Source organism: Kitasatospora sp. NPDC048715 (genome assembly GCF_043198905.1).
Taxonomy (GTDB): Bacteria; Actinomycetota; Actinomycetes; order Streptomycetales; family Streptomycetaceae; genus Kitasatospora; species Kitasatospora lactacystinica.
Genome location: NZ_JBICVH010000007.1, coordinates 287886 through 303062, shown reverse-complemented (window position 1 = coordinate 303062; position 15177 = coordinate 287886). Strand labels below are relative to the sequence as shown.

At 74.1% G+C, this 15177-nt stretch carries 10 protein-coding genes; 5 read left to right on the top strand and 5 right to left on the bottom strand.

What is annotated here, in order from left to right:
* Nucleotides 1-112 precede the first annotated feature (112 nt).
* From ACGFSC_RS16435 to ACGFSC_RS16415, 5 genes are all read right to left on the bottom strand, one after another.
* Nucleotides 113-1030 carry a LysR family transcriptional regulator gene (locus ACGFSC_RS16435; RefSeq protein WP_359897618.1) on the bottom strand — a complete coding sequence of 306 codons (918 nt, stop codon included), beginning with the start codon at nt 1028-1030 and terminating at the stop codon, nt 113-115.
* A 3-nt stretch (nt 1031-1033) separates the two neighbouring features.
* A complete protein-coding gene (gene fdhD / locus ACGFSC_RS16430) occupies nt 1034-1939 on the bottom strand; it encodes a formate dehydrogenase accessory sulfurtransferase FdhD (protein WP_359897619.1) in 906 nt (301 codons plus the stop codon).
* A 26-nt stretch (nt 1940-1965) separates the two neighbouring features.
* Nucleotides 1966-3276, bottom strand: a complete 1311-nt coding sequence (locus ACGFSC_RS16425) for an MFS transporter (RefSeq protein ID WP_359897620.1) — start codon at nt 3274-3276, stop codon at nt 1966-1968.
* Between the two features lie 276 nt (nt 3277-3552).
* Complete coding sequence (locus tag ACGFSC_RS16420; RefSeq protein ID WP_359897621.1) at nt 3553-4020, bottom strand: GreA/GreB family elongation factor; 468 nt, start codon at nt 4018-4020, stop codon at nt 3553-3555.
* A 142-nt stretch (nt 4021-4162) separates the two neighbouring features.
* Nucleotides 4163-6313, bottom strand: a complete 2151-nt coding sequence (locus ACGFSC_RS16415) for a DEAD/DEAH box helicase (protein WP_359897622.1) — start codon at nt 6311-6313, stop codon at nt 4163-4165.
* Nucleotides 6314-6570: 257 nt separating this feature from the next.
* Here ACGFSC_RS16415 and ACGFSC_RS16410 point away from each other — a divergent pair, with 257 nt between their 5' ends.
* The 5 genes from ACGFSC_RS16410 (at nt 6571) to ACGFSC_RS16390 (ending at nt 15149) form a co-directional block, all read left to right on the top strand.
* Nucleotides 6571-8013, top strand: a complete 1443-nt coding sequence (locus ACGFSC_RS16410; protein WP_359897623.1) for a glyceraldehyde-3-phosphate dehydrogenase — start codon at nt 6571-6573, stop codon at nt 8011-8013.
* A 363-nt stretch (nt 8014-8376) separates the two neighbouring features.
* The gene (locus ACGFSC_RS16405) at nt 8377-8961 is read left to right on the top strand and encodes a hypothetical protein (protein WP_359897624.1); all 585 of its coding nucleotides are present in this window, start codon (nt 8377-8379) and stop codon (nt 8959-8961) included.
* Between the two features lie 129 nt (nt 8962-9090).
* Entirely contained in the window at nt 9091-10137 is a 1047-nt protein-coding gene (locus tag ACGFSC_RS16400; protein ID WP_359897625.1) for a hypothetical protein, read from the top strand.
* Between the two features lie 117 nt (nt 10138-10254).
* On the top strand, nt 10255-12123 hold the full coding sequence (locus tag ACGFSC_RS16395; RefSeq protein WP_359897626.1) for an HSP90 family protein: 1869 nt from the start codon (nt 10255-10257) through the stop codon (nt 12121-12123).
* Entirely contained in the window at nt 12123-15149 is a 3027-nt protein-coding gene (locus ACGFSC_RS16390) for a hypothetical protein (protein ID WP_359897627.1), read from the top strand. Before ACGFSC_RS16395 ends, ACGFSC_RS16390 begins: the two co-directional genes overlap by 1 nt.
* Nucleotides 15150-15177 lie beyond the last annotated feature (28 nt).

The window sequence follows — 15177 nt, the reverse complement described above, 5'->3', positions numbered from 1 at the left end:
GGACGGTCCTCGCGCGTCGAGCGGTCAGGCCCCGGTCCCCGGTCCCCGGTCTCGGGCCCCGGTCCCCGGTCCCCGGTCTCGGGCCCCGGTCCCCGGGCCCCGGTCCGGGCGATCACGCCGCCGGCAGGCTGCCGAGCACGGTGGCCACCTCGGTGCGCCGGGCGACCTCCAGCAGGGCGCGGGCCATCACCGAGCCGGGCTCCCGGGCGGCGATCACCAGCCCGATCGGCGCGCTGTGCGCCGGCTCCGTCAGCGGGACCGCCCGCATCCCGCGCGGCACGCCGAACACGTGCAGCCACGCGTACGGCACGACGCTCGCCCAGTGCCCGGTGCGGACGTGGGCGAAGAGCGAGGCCACCGAGTCGGTCTCGACCCGGGGCGTCGGTGCCAGCCCGAGCCCCGCGAACACCTCGTCCAGCACCCGGCGGCCCTGCATGCCCGGGTGCAGCAGGCACAGCGGCAGCCGGGAGGCCTGTTCCCAGGTCGCCCGCGGCTGCTGGGCCGGCTCGTCGGCCAGACCGGTCAGCAGGACGTACCGCTCCTCGTACAGCGGGAGTGCCCGCAGGTCGTCCTCGCCCGGTCCGGGCAGGTAGGTGACGCCCGCGTCGATCTCGAAGTTCCGTACCTGGCGCAGGAGTTCATCGGATCGAAGGTCGGTGGACAGCTCCACTGCGGCCAGCGGGTGGGCGGTGCAGAACGGCCCGGTGAGCAGCGACACGGCGCCCGAGGCGGTCGGCACCGAGCCGATCCGCAGCCGTCCGCTCAGGCCGGTGCGCAGCGCGTCCACCTCGTCCCGGAGGGCGTCCCGGTCGGCCAGGATGCGCTGCGCCCACAGCACGATCCGCTCGCCCTCGGGAGTCAGGCCCTCGTAGGCGCGGCCGCGCCGCACCAGCAGCACCTTCAGCTCGTCCTCCAGCTTGCGCAGCGCCTCGGAGAGGGCGGGCTGGGAGACGTGGCAGGCCTGGGCGGCGCGGGCGAAGTGGCGCTCCCGGGCGAGCGCGACGAGGTACTCGAGCTGGCGGAACAGCATCGCCTACTCGACTCCGGTGGCGGTGGCGGTGGCGGGGGCGGGGGCGGTGCTGGCGGCCGTGGCGCCGGTGGTGGTGGCCGGCGTGGAGGTGTCGACGCGGTCGGTGCGGGTGTAGACGTTCATCGAGTCGCCGCGCAGGAAGCCGACCAGGGTCAGCCCGCTCTCCTCCGCGAGGTCCACGGCCAGCGAGGACGGCGCGGAGACCGCCGCGAGCACCGGGATGCCCGCCATCACCGCTTTCTGCACCAGCTCGAAGGAGGCCCGCCCGCTGACCATCAGCACCGTGCCGCGGGCCGGCAGCAGGCCCTCGCGCAGCGCGTGGCCGACCACCTTGTCCACCGCGTTGTGCCGGCCCACGTCCTCGCGCAGGCAGAGCAGCCGCCCGTCGGCGTCGAACAGTCCGGCCGCGTGCAGGCCGCCGGTGCTGTCGAAGACCTTCTGGGCGGCGCGCAGCCGGTCGGGCAGCGCGGAGAGCAGCGCGGGGGTCACGCGCAGCCCGTCCTCGGCGACGCTCCACGGCGCGGTGGTGCGCACCGCGTCCAGGCTGGCCTTGCCGCACAGGCCGCAGGAGGAGGTGGTGTAGAAGTTGCGCTCCAGCGAGGCGTCGGGCGCCGGCACACCGGGGGCGAGCAGGACGTCCACCACGTTGTAGGTGTTGCCCCCGTCGGCGGTGGCACCGGCGCAGTAGCGGATGCCCGCCACCTGCTCGGCGGCGTGCACCACGCCCTCGCTGACCAGGAACCCGGCCGCCAGGTCGAAGTCACTGCCCGGGGTGCGCATGGTCACCGTCAGCGCGCGCCCGCCGACCCGGATCTCCATCGGCTCCTCGGCGGCCAGGGTGTCGGGACGGTACGAGGGTGCGCCCTGGCGCAGGCGCAGCACTCTGCGGGGGACGGTCACTCGGCCCATGGTCGTCGGCTCCTCGAAGGTCTCCGTCAGGTCTGTACGGATGAATCCTCCCTCCTGGCGGCGGCGTACGGGTCCGGCGGGTCGGGCAGGTGGCGGCGGCTGTGCGCGGCGGTGACCGCCAGGCAGAGCAGGCCGACGGCCGCCATGCCCGCCAGCAGCGCCGGGTAGGAGGCGTGGCCGGCGGTGCCGGCGAGCAGCAGCGGGGTGAGGAAGCCGCTGGAGGTGATGCTCTGGTAGAGGGAGGCGGAGGTCGGCCCGGAGGCGCGCGGGGTCAGCCGCTCCACCTCGTGCAGCCCCGCGCCGAGCGTCAGCCCGTACCCGGTGCCGAGGACGAGGGCGGCGGCCACCACCAGGCCCACCGAGTCGAGGTCGGCGGCGAGGGCGCCGAGCAGCAGCCCGGCGATCACCGTGGCCATCGCGGTGAGGGTGGCCCGGGCGCTGTCCGCGTCGTCCAGCCGGGCGGCGAAGGGCTGGGCGACCACGCCCGTGGCCAGGGTCAGCGCCGCGACCAGGCCGCTGAACAGCGGCGCGTAGCCGGGCACCCGGTCGGCGACCAGCGGCGGCAGCACCACGTACGCCACCGTGGCGGCGCCGAGCACGGCCGGGCTGGCGGGCAGGACCACGTAGCGGAACCGGGGGTGGCGGACGGCGCGGAACCGGGGGTGGTGGACGGCCGCCGGTCCGCTGCCGTTGTTGCTCCCGCCGTTGCCGCTGCCGCTGCTGTTACCGCTGCCGTTGCTGCCGTTGCCGTGGCTCCGGGCGGTCTCCGGGAGTCCGCGGGTGGCCCGCAGCACCAGCAGGCAGCCCAGCGCATGGGCGAGGGCGGGCAGCACCGTCGGGCCGGGCAGCCACTCGGCGATCACCCCGGAGGCCAGCGCGCCCGCCGCGAAGCCCGCACCGGTGGCGTACATCGCCCGGCGGGCGCTCCGCTCGGGCGGGACGGCGGGCCCGGAGAGCTCGCGCAGCCAGGCCGTCCCGGCCAGGAAGACCAGCCCGGCCGCGAAGCCGGTGGCCAGCCGGGCGGCGTACACCGAGGGCTCGTCCGGCAGCGCCAGCACCACGCTGGCGGCGGCGGACAGGCCCAGCGCGCCGCGCACCGTCCGCCGCCGGCCGTACCGGTCCGCGGCGGGCCCGCCCAGCAGCAGACCGGGCAGCAGGCCGAGCAGGTAGACCGAGAACATCGCGGCCAGCGAGAGCGCCGACCAGTCGGTGCGCGCCCGGTACACGGTGGCCAGCGCCGTGAACTGGTTGGCGCCCCAGGCGGCGACGGCGACGGCGGCGGCCGCCGGGAGCCAGCGGGCGGTGCGGGGCGCGGGCATTCCGTCGGTACCGCCCATGCGCTGTCCTGCCCCGTTTCCGGCTTTCCGGCCATTCCTGGATTTCCGCAGTCCAGTGTGCGGTCCGTCGCCGCGGGGCGTCAAAGAAGTGAATCCTGTGAGTCGATAGGCGGCGCCTATCGGAGATTCGACGGATATCCCACTTTGCCGGGTGTCCGGAAAACCTTCCGGACATCCCGAAAGCGCGACCGGGAATTCCGTTCCGAATATTCCGTTCGGATTATTCCGCCCCGGCTGTTCCGCCCCGGCTATCGCGTGCCGGCTATTCCGTGCCGGCTATTCCGTGCCGCCCACCGACAGCACCACCGCGCTGGCCGCGCCGGCCGGCGTCTCGTAGTTCACCGTCTCCCCGGCATGCCGCCCGAGCAGCGCCTTCCCGAGCGGACTGTCGAAGGTCACCAGGGTGAGGTCCCGCTCCTCCGCCAGCTCGGAGATCTCGACCGTCTCCTCCGTGCCGTCGTCGAACCGCACGGTGACCGTCGATCCCACCCCCACCACCCGCGCGGACGGCTCCCCGGCCACCTCGGCCTCCCGCAGCCGCGCCTCCAACTCGGCGATCCGCCGGTCCAGCCGGGTCACCTCCGACGCCCGCTGCAACTCGTCCGCCGCATCCGCCCGGTCCCCCACCGGTTCCAGCCCGCGCAGCGTCGCGGCCACCTTCCCCCGCTCCTCCCGCAACTGCGCGAGGTCCTCCTGCACCGCACGCAGGCCCTCGGCACTGATCGGTTCCGGCCCACCGCTCATCCCATGCTCCCGGGGCTGCTCGTCACACGCTCGAACACCGGCCGCCTCCCATTACCCCACCCCTCCGGGCCCCGGGCAACTTCCGGGCCGATCGACCACCCGGAGCGATTCGTCGAGGAGGCGTCGCCCGGGGCGCCGCGGGTCACCGTGCGAGCAACTGCGCCGGGACGACCGGTTCGAGGAAGACGCTCGGTGTGCCGTGCCAGGACACGCTGAGGGCCTCGCGTGCGCGCGTGCACGCCACGAAGAGCAGGCTCAACTCGCCGCTGAGGTCCTCCTGGTGCTGCAGCGGGTCGGTGTCCACCGGGGTGATCGCGCTGCGCATGGGCACCAGGCCGTCGCTCACGCCCACCACGGCGACGCAGCGGAACTCCAGGCCCTTCATCCGGTGCATGGTCCCGACCCGCACGCCCGGGGACGGTGCGTTGCCGAGCACGTAGGCGGGCGTCCCGGCCTGCTCCAGGGCCTGGGCGATCTCGCGGCCGAGCTGGGCGGTCCGGGCGGCGACGCCGATGTCCTCCGGGGCGACGCCGGACGCGGTCCACGCCGCGATCCGGGCGACGAGGTCCTGGATCTCGTCGGCCTTGTCGACGTGGCCGTGCACCTCGGGGTGCGCGCCGTGCAGGGTCGAGTGGTAGCCGACGAGGGAGTCCTCGCCGCCGTCCATGTCGTCGGGCCGCTCGCCGGTGAGCAGGGACGCGGACCAGCTGATGATCTCGTGCGTGGTCCGGTAGTTGACCCGCAGTCGGGAGGACCGTCCGACGACCTGGATTCCGAGTGAGCGCAGCGAGACCTTGTTCCCGTAGATCCGCTGGTGCGGGTCGCCGGCGAGGAACAGGTCGTCCGGTCCGGACGCGACGATCGCGCGGAGGAACCTCCACTGCGCGGGGTGCAGGTCCTGCGCCTCGTCGATCACCACGTGCCGGAACGGGCGGTCGTCCTGTTCGTCGAGCGCCCGCGCGGCCTGCGCGCAGACCTGCAGGAACGTCAACTCCCCGGCCTGTCGCAGCTCGTCCTCGAACGCGGCCACCGCACGCCACACTTGGGCCTTCTGCAGCGGACCGAGGGCCGTACCGCGGCCGGACCGGGGTGCCTTCAGGTACTGCTCCGGGCTCTCGATCGCCTGGGCCAGGACGACCTGCCGCCACTCCTGGTCCAGGAAGACGTCGGTGAGGTCGATCCCGAGCCGGCGGACGATCCGGCCCCAGCGGGCGAGGACCGCGCGCTGGTTGAAGACGATCTTCAGTGGGGAGCCGCCCCGCGAGCGGCGGAGCACCTCGTTCGCCAGCGCGTCGACGGTGACCACCCGGACCTTCGCCCTGATCCGCTCGTCCGTGATGAGCAGCGTGAGGCAGCGTTCGAGCTCGCCGGCGAGGTCCTTGGTGAAGGTGGTCAGCAGAATCGATCCGTCAGGTGCGTCCGGCGGCAGCCGGCGCGCCAGGTGATAGGCCCGGTGCAGGGCCACCACCGTCTTCCCGGTCCCGGGGCCGCCGGTCACCCGGGCGGGCCCGTTGTACGACTCCCGGTAGGCGATCCGGTACTGGGCCGGGTGCAGGAAGATCCGCCACACGTCGAACGGGCGCTCCAGGATCTCCCGCAGTTCCTCGGGGCCGGACACCAGGGCGACCCGGCCGCGCGCGTGGGCCATCGCCGAGACCAGCCCGTCCTCGGGCTGCGCGGCGTTCACCGGAGCCGCCGCCCGCGCGTACGCCTGGACGATCTCACGGTCGATGTCGGCCGGTTCCATCCCGCTCGCGAGGCCGATCAGAACGTCGAACTGCTGCTCCGGCAGGACCCGGTGGAGCGCCTCCAGATGGGCCTCGTCCGGAAGCAGCCGGATGATCGGCAGGATCTCCTCCTCGATGCCCAGGCTGCGCAGGACCTTGTCGGAGCGGTCGGCGAAGAGCCTCCGGGGTTCGTCGGGGGCCAGGGCCCGCAGCGACTCGGTGGCGCGTTCCAGGGCGACGTCGTTGCGGATCTCGACGCCCTGGGTGGCGGCGTTCACCGAGGCCCGGTGCTTGTACGCCCAGTCGTTCGCCTTGTCGTGGGGGAGCACCTTCAGCAGCATGTACCCGTCGCCCCGGTCGGCCTTGAGGACCACCCCGCGCCAGAAGTCGGTGATCCGTATGGTCCGGATCCGCGGGTCCCGCTGGTGGGTGAGCTTCTCCAGATGCGCGCCGGTGTGCGTCGCTCCGGTGAACTTCTCGAACACGTCGAAGACCCTGCGCTGCACGGATTTCTCCAGTGCCGCGAACTCCAGCAGAAAGTCCCGGTGCATACCCAGCGTCGCCACCCCGGCCCCCTCGCGCGCCCCGGCCCGTCCGCGCGGCCGGGCAGTGCGCCTCACTGTACTGGCCCCGGTGATCACTCGCGGCGGGCCGCCCGGCGGCGGGCCGGGGGAGGGTGGCGGTGATCACCTTCGGGGGCGGGGCGGGGGTGAACGCGCAGGTCGGGGGCTCGGGCGGGAGGGGCCGGGGAGGGACCGGCGGTCGGGGCGCGGGCGGGCGAAGCTACCATGTGGGCAACACCCTCAGCTCGAAAGATGGACTTGTGACTGTCAACGACGACGTGTTCACGGACTGGAAGAACCGCGAGGAGATCGCGGAGTCGATGATCCCGATCATCGGGCGGCTGCACCGGGAGAGGGACGTCACCGTTCTGCTCCACAGCCGTTCCCTGGTGAACAAGTCGGTGGTCAGCATCCTCAAGACGCATCGCTTCGCCCGGCAGATAGCCGGCGAGGAGCTCTCGGTCACCGAGACGATGCCGTTCCTGGAGGCACTGACCGCCCTGGACCTCGGCCCCTCGCAGATCGACCTCGGCATGCTCGCCGCGACGTACAAGGCGGACGACCGCAGCCTGTCGGTGGCGGAGTTCACCGCCCAGGCCGTCGTCGGTGCCACCGGCGAGAACAAGCTGGAGCGCCGGTCCGGGCAGGACGTCGTGCTTTACGGGTTCGGCCGCATCGGCCGGCTGGTCGCCCGCCTGCTGGTCGAGAAGGCCTCGGGCAACGGCCTGCGGCTGAAGGCCATCGTCGTGCGCAACAGCGGCGGCGACGACCTGGTCAAGCGCGCCTCGCTGCTGCGCCGTGACTCCATCCACGGCCAGTTCCAGGGCACGATCACCGTCGACGAGGCGAACAACAAGATCATCGCCAACGGCAACGAGATCACGGTGATCTACTCCGACGACCCGACCAAGGTCGACTACACGGAGTACGGGATCAAGGACGCGATCCTGATCGACAACACCGGCCGCTGGCGCGACCGCGAGGGCCTGTCGAAGCACCTGCGCCCCGGTATCGCCAAGGTCGTGCTGACCGCGCCGGGCAAGGGCGACGTCCCGAACATCGTGCACGGCGTGAACCACGACACGATCAAGCCGGACGAGCAGATCCTGTCCTGCGCCTCCTGCACCACCAACGCCATCGTCCCGCCGCTGAAGGCGATGGAGGACGAGTACGGCGTGCTCCGCGGCCACGTGGAGACCGTCCACTCGTTCACCAACGACCAGAACCTGCTGGACAACTACCACAAGGCCGACCGCCGCGGCCGCTCGGCGCCGCTGAACATGGTGATCACCGAGACCGGTGCCGCCTCGGCCGTCGCCAAGGCCCTGCCGGACCTCCAGGCGAAGATCACCGGCAGCTCGATCCGCGTCCCGGTGCCGGACGTCTCCATCGCGATCCTCAACCTCCAGCTCAAGCGGGAGACCAACCGCGAGGACGTCCTGGAGTACCTGCGGAACGTCTCGCTGACCTCGCCGCTGAAGCGCCAGATCGACTTCACCGACTCGCCCGACGCCGTCTCCAGCGACTTCATCGGCTCGCGCCACGCCTCGATCGTGGACGCCGGCGCGACCAAGGTCGAGGGCGACAACGCGATCCTCTACCTGTGGTACGACAACGAGTTCGGCTACTCGTGCCAGGTGATCCGGGTCGTCCAGTACATCTCGGGCGTCGAGTTCCCGACCTTCCCGGTTCCGGCGGTCTGATCCACCGGTAGGGCAGGACGACGGGGCAGTACGACGAGCAGTACGACGGGGCGGTGACCGACAGGTCGCCGCCCCGTCGGCGTTCGCGGGCGGGGCGGTCGCTATCTTGAGGGATCACTGACAGGTCTAGGGAGGGCGACGGGGATGGGTGGTCGGCGGGTGCTTGCCGCGGTGGCGGCGGCGGGGGTGCTGACGGGCGTGTTGGCCGGGTGCTCCTCCGGGGGGTCGAAGGGGGTCGGCGGGGCGGAGGCCGCGGGTTCGTCCGCGTCCGGTCCGGCGGCGGCGTCGACGGGTACGGCCGGGGCGTCCGCGTCCGGGTCCGCGGCTGCGCCCGCGCCCGCGCCGAGCGGGTCGGACGCCGGGGTGCCCGGGGCGGGTTCGGCGCCCGCCTCCGCACCGGCCCCGGCCGCGGTGGAGGTGCCGCGCGGGGACCTGGAGGTGGCGCTGCTGGACGACAAGGTGGTCGGGCAGGTGCTGCCGGACGCCAAGGCGATGGCCGGCTGGGAGGAGGAGAAGCGGAAGGTCGACACGGCCGACCACAAGGTCACCTGCACTGGTGCCGCCGCCTCCTGCGCCGGAAAGCCGCTCAGCGGGTCGGTCCGGTTCTCCTCGGGGGACGTGGTCGTCCGCTTCCTGGTGGACACCCTGCCCAGCCGGGACGCGGCGGCGCAGCGGCTGAAGGAGAGCTACGCCTCGTACGCCGCCGGGCCGTTCAAGAAGGTCGACACCCCGGTGCTGGGCAGCGAGAGCCAGGCGTTCCAGGGGCCGCTGGCCGAGGGCGAGGGCGTCGGCATCGTGGTGCGCTCGGGCACCGTGGTGGCGAGCGTGACCAGCGAGGGCGGTCCGGTGGACGTGGCCGCGACGCGGAAGTTCGCGGTGATGCTGGTCAAGCGGATCGAGCAGGCCCAGGCCGGGAAGGCGCCGGACGCCGGGCCGGGCGTGGGCTGAGGGGCCCCTCTCCGCACGGGCGGGGCGCTGGGCTGGGGAAACGGATGTCAGTCGACCGTGATATGTACCTATCTCGTGGCCACTGTGCGGCCATGCGAAAGATACCGATGACGTTCGAGGGGGCCAGACATGCCGCTGTTCCGACGCCGCTCCGGCGGGGAGGGCGCGGAGGACCGGGCCGAGCGGCGCGGGCTCGGGTTCGGCTTCGGCCGGCGGGGAGCCGGATCGGCCGCGCCGGCCGGTGCTGCCGAGCCGCGGCTCGACCCGGCGTACGGGGACGAGTCGGTGCGTCTGGCGCTCCGCCAGGCCGCCGACGGGGACTGGGCCGCGCTGCGCCCCGCGCTGGCCGCCGCCGAGGGCGAGGACCTGACCTTCCTGGTCGGGGCGATAGCCGACGTGCCCCGGGTCGAGCAGTGGACGTCCCGCGCGCTGGCCGACACCCCGGACGACACGCTGCTGCTGTTGCTGTCCGGTGCCCGGCACATCGACTGGGGCTGGGAGGCCCGGACGGGCGCCCGGGCCAAGGACGTCACCGAGGAGCGGTGGAAGGTGTTCCACGAGCGGCTGGAGGTCGCCGAGGAGCAACTGCTGGAGGTCGCCGAGCGCGAGCCGTCCTGGCACGCCCCCTGGCGGTTCCTGCAGACCAGCGCCCTCGGGGCCTCGCTCGGCCCGGAGGTCGCCACCAGCCGCTTCGAGGCCGCGGTGCGCCGCGCGCCCGGGAACTCCGCCTCGCACTGGGTCAGGCTGCAGCAGCTGAGCGCCAAGTGGGGCGGTTCGCACGAGGAGATGCACGAGTTCGCCCGCTCCGTGATGCTCGCGGCCCCGGAGGGCAGCCGCCTCGGTGAGCTGGTCGCGGTCGCGCACCTGGAGCACTGGCTGGCCCTCCCGGACGGCGAGGACCGCGCCTACCTGACCAGTCCGGCAGTGGTGGCGGGGCTGCAGGAGGCGGCCTTCCGGTCCGTCCTGCACCCGGCCTTCGTGCCGGCGCGCGGCTGGCAGGGCGCCTTCAACACCTTCGCGATGGCCTTCTCCCTCGCCGACCAGCCGAAGACCGCGCGCCTGCTGTTCGAGGCGCTGGACGGCTTCGTGACCGAATCGCCCTGGCACTACCTGTCGGGCAATCCGGTCAAGGCCTTCCGCGCCCACCGCGACCGCTGCACCTCGTACTGGCGCTGAGGCGTGCCGGTGCCGGTGCCGGTGCCGGTGCCGGTATCGACCCGCACCCGCACCCGCACCCACATCCGCGCCCGCACCCCACCACCGTCATCCACCCCGCGATCGAAAGAGCCTCCGGTGTCCCCTACCGACAACCCGACGAGTGCGCACACCTTCCAGGTGGACCTGCGCGGTCTGGTGGACCTGCTCTCCCACCACCTCTACTCCAGCCCGCGGGTCTACCTGCGCGAGCTGCTGCAGAACGCGGTGGACGCGATCTCCGCCCGCCGCGCCCTCGACCCGGAGGCGCCGGCCAGGATCACCGTCCGCGCCGACGACGAGCTGTCCGTCACCGACACCGGCATCGGCCTGACGGAGAAGGACGTCCACACCTTCCTCGCCACCATCGGCCGCAGCTCCAAGCGCGACGCCGACGGCCGGCTCGACGGCGCCGGGCTCGCCAAGGCCCGCGGCGACTTCATCGGCCAGTTCGGCATCGGCCTGCTCGCCTGCTTCGTGGTCGCCGACGAGATCACCGTGGTCACCCGCTCCGCCGCCACCCCGGACGCCCCGGTGATCGAGTGGCGCGGCAGCTCCGACGGCAGCTACACCATCCGCACGCTGCCCGCCTCGGCCAAGCCCGAGCCGGGCACCACCGTCACGCTGGCCCCGCGCGCCGACGCCGCCGAGTGGACCCGCCCCGGCCGGGTCCTCACCCTCGCCCGGGACTTCGGCAGCCTGCTGCGCCACGACGTCACGGTGATCGACGCCGCCGGCACCGAGCACCGGGTCAACCGCACCCCGCCGTGGGCCGAGCGCCACGCCTCCCCGCTGGCCAGGCGCGACGCGCTCACCGAGTACTGCCGCGCCGCCTTCGACTTCACCCCGCTCGACACCATCGAGCTGGACCTGCCGCTGGTCGGCCTGCGCGGCGTCGCGTACGTACTGCCGGACGCCGCCCCGCCCTCGCGCCGCAACGGCCACCGGGTGCACCTCAAGGGCATGCTGCTCTCCGACCAGGCCGACGAACTGCTGCCGGACTGGGCCTTCTTCGTCCGCTGCGTCGTCGACACCGACGGGCTGCGCCCGACCGCCTCCCGCGAGGGCCTGTACGCCGACGAGACGCTGGCCGCCGTCCGGGACGCGCTCGGCGCCCGGATCCGCGACTGGCTGACCGGCCTGTCCGCGAGCGACCCGGCGCTGCTGCACCGCTTCCTCTCCGTCCACCACCTGGCCGTCAAGGAACTCGCCCGCTACGACGACGAGTTGCTGCGGATGATGCTGCCCTGGCTGCCGTTCGAGACCACCGACGGCAACGTCACCCTGGACGAGTTCGCCCGCAGCCACCCGACGGTGCTGGTGACCCGTACGGTCGAGGAGTTCCGCCAGGTCGCCCCGATCGCCGCCGCGGCCGGGCTCGGCGTGGTCAACGGCGGCTACACCTACGACCACGACCTGGTCCACCGGCTGCCCGAGATCCGGCCCGGCGTCTCGGTCTCCGACCTCGACCCGGGCACCGTCACCGCGCACCTGGACACCGTGGACCCGGCCGTCGAGCTGGCCGCCAACGCCTTCCTGGCGATCGCCCGCGAGGTCGTCGGCCGGTTCGACTGCGACGTCGCGCTGCGCAGCTTCCACCCGACCAACGCGCCCGCCCTGCTGCTCGACAACCGGGAGGCCCGGCACGAGCGCACCAGGGCCCAGCTCGCCGACGAGGCCGACGGGCTGTGGGCGGACATCCTCGGCTCGCTGCGCGCCGAGGTGCCCCGCGCCCAACTGGTGCTCAACCACCTCAACCCGCTGGTGCGCCGCGCCGCCACCGTCACCAGCCGCGAGCTGGCCGTCACCGCCGTCGAGGCGCTGTACGGGCAGGCCGTGCTGATGACCCGCCGCCCGCTCAAGGCCAGCGAGTCCGCCCTGCTCAACCGCTCGTTCATCAGCCTGCTGGACCACGCCATGCTCGGCCACGAGGCGGCGGGCACCCCCGAAGGCGACAAGGAGGCGTGATGCTGGACACCCCCGACGCGGTGATGGCCGCGCTGCGCGAGAACGACGCCCGCCCGTACGGCCGGACCAGGACCGTCACGGCCGAGGAACTCGTCGACGCCGCCGAGCAGTTCGAGGACACCGGGATCCGCTCGATGGCCCTGCTGGAGCTGATGGAGGCCTACGAGTACGACGGCGAGCGCAGCAAGAGTCCGGTCGTCTTCGCCCGCATCCTCAAGCTCTGGGACACCGACCCGGACGGCTTCGGCGAATGGGCCCGGCGCCAGGTGCTCTGGCGCTTCAAGTGGGTCGCCGACGCGCTCAAGGACACCCCGGACGTCCCGCTCGCGGCGATCCGGCGCTGGCACACCGAGCTGCGCGACCGCTACCGCACGGCCGGCCACGACCTCCAGCCGTACTACGCCCAGCGCTACCACCTGGCCGTGCAGACCGGCCTCGACGTGCAGGACGCCTACGAGCTGTGGGCGGCCCGCCCGCGCTCCGAGCTGAGCGACTGCCACGCCTGCGAGACCCGCGCCCGCGCCCGGCACTTCATCGCCGCCGGGGACGACGCCCGGGCGCTGGAGGTGATCGCCCCGGTGCTGGACGGCCGCAGCGGCTGCGAGCAGGAGCCCTACCTCAGCCAGGCCACCGCCCTGCTCGCGCAGCTGCGCCGGGGCCGGTTGGACGAGGCCCGCTCCGGCCACCTCTCCGGCTACCGCTTCGCCCGGGGCAAGGCCTCGATGCTGAACGCCGTCGGCCTGCACATCGAGTTCTGCGCGCTGTCCGGCAACGAGCCGCGCGGCCTGGAGCTGCTCGCCGAGAACCGGGACCTGTTCGCGGTCACCGGCGAACCCGCCGCCCGGCTGGGCTTCCTGACCGGCGTCGAGGTGCTGCTCGCCCTGCTGGCCGGGGCCGGCCACGGCGAACTCGCGGTGAGCGGCCCGGCGGGCACCACCTGGACGGTGGACTCCCTGCTGGCCCACGTTCGCACCGAGGCCGACGCGCTGGCCGCCCGCTTCGACGCCCGCAACGGCACCGGCGCGGTCGGCGCCGAGCGGCGCGCCCGGCTGGCCGTCGAGCCGCTGCTCGCCGAGCCGCTGGCACTGGGTGTGCGGGCCGTCGCCGCGCCGGGGCTGTCCGACGCCCCGGTCGTCGCGCCCGCGCCGCGCCGGACGGTCGAGCCGGAGCCGGAGGACTTCACCGCCCTGGTGCTGCGGGCCCGCGAGCTGGAGGTGCTCGGCCACCCGGACGCCGACCGGCTGTGGAAGCGGGTCGCCGAGCGCGCCGGGGCCGCGGACTTCGTCCACCCGCGGAGCACCGAGCTGGGCGGCCCCGAGCGGCTGCGCGCCGAACTCGCCGAGCAGCGCGCCCACGAGGCGCTCCAGCGGGACGCGTACGCCGAGGGCAAGGCCGGGCTGCTGGCCGCCGCCGAGCTGTTCGAGCAGGCGGGGCTGGCCGGGTCGGCGCTGATGTGCCGGGCCCGGACCCTCATCGCGGACCTGGACGACGAGAGCGCCGGGGGCGAGGGCACCCCGAACGAGGGCGCCGGGCACGAGAGCGACGAGGGCGAGGGCGGCTCGGGTCGCAGCGTGGATGCGGATGCGGATGCGGGCGCGGATACCGGGCACAGCGGCCGGCGGGCCGACTGGGCGGCGCTCGACGCGGTGCTGGCGCGGGCCGAGGAGCTGCGCGCCGGCGGCGAACTGACCGACGACGACTACCTGATCGTGCTGCAGACCCGCGCCTACGCCGCCCACCACGACCTGGTCGAGACGCTGCCCGAGCCCGCCGACGAGGTGGCCGAGCGCTTCGAGGCGGTGGTCGGGGCCTACCGGCGCGCGGCCGTGGAGCTCGGCTCCGAGCGGCGGGCCGCCACCTCCCGGCAGTACACCGCCGACGCCGCCGCCCGGAAGGGCCTGCTGGCCGAGGCGGAGGCCGAACTGCGCGAGGTGCTGGCCCAGTTGGACGCCGCCGAGCTGCCCTGGCACACCCCGCGGGTGCTCGGTCTGCTGGGCCAGGTGCTGCTGCAGGGCCGCGAGCCGGGCCAGGCGGTCGAGGTGTTCCACCGGGCGCTGGCCGAGGCCGTGCGCTGGGGCGACGACTCCTACCCGTACGCGCCGACGTACATGATGCTCGGCCACGGCTGCCTCCAGGTGGGGGACCTCGGCGGCGCCGTCCGCGCGCTGTCGGAGGCGGCCGCGCGCTACGACCGCAAGGGCGCCGAGGCGGTCGAGGAGGCCGCCCGGGTGCGCATGCAGCTGGCCGACGTGCTGCGCGACACCGGGCGGGCGGCGGACGCGGTGGCCGTGCTGGAGTCGGTGCTGCTGGACGCGTCGGCGGCCCGGCTGGACGTGCGGATGCTCGCCCAGGCCCGGCTGGACCTCGCCCGGGGGCTGTCCGAGCTGGAGGAGCACCGGGACGCCGCCGAGGAGTACCTGCGGCTGGCCGATCTGGTGGCCGGCTGGGAGGACCAGGAGACCCACACCATGGTCGCCTGCGAGGCCACCCTGGCGCTCGCCCGGGCGGAGCGCCCGGACGCCGCCGAGGCGGCGCTGGCCCGCGCCCGCGAGGCGCACGGCAAGGCCCCGCAGGTGGACCAGCTGGCGGCCACCCTGCGGGAGCTGGCCCGGATGACGATGCGGGAGCAGGGCGCGGAGGGGCTGGCGGCGGCGCTCGCCCTGCTGGCCGAGGCGGACGCGGTCGGAGAGGCGGCCGAACAGGGCGGCGAGGAGTACAACTCCTGGTACCTGCGCGGTGGTTCGCACTACGAGCGGGCGCGCTCGCTGGCCGTCGCGGGGCGGTACGAGGAGGCGCTGGCCGAGGCCGAGCAGGCCGTCCCGGAGTACGAGGCGGGAGGTGAGCGGGCCGAGTCGCCGCGGGCGGAGTCCGTCCGGCTGGCCGCGCTGATCGAGGGCAGCGACCTCGGTCGCACCGAGGCGGCGGTGGCCCGGCTGACCGCCGGCATCGCGCGCTGCGAGGCGGCCGGGCTGTCGGAGGCGGCGGAGGTGCTGGTGGAGCTGCGGGAGCGGTTCGCCGGGGAGTGACCCGCGCGGTGCCCCGCCGGGTCGGCCC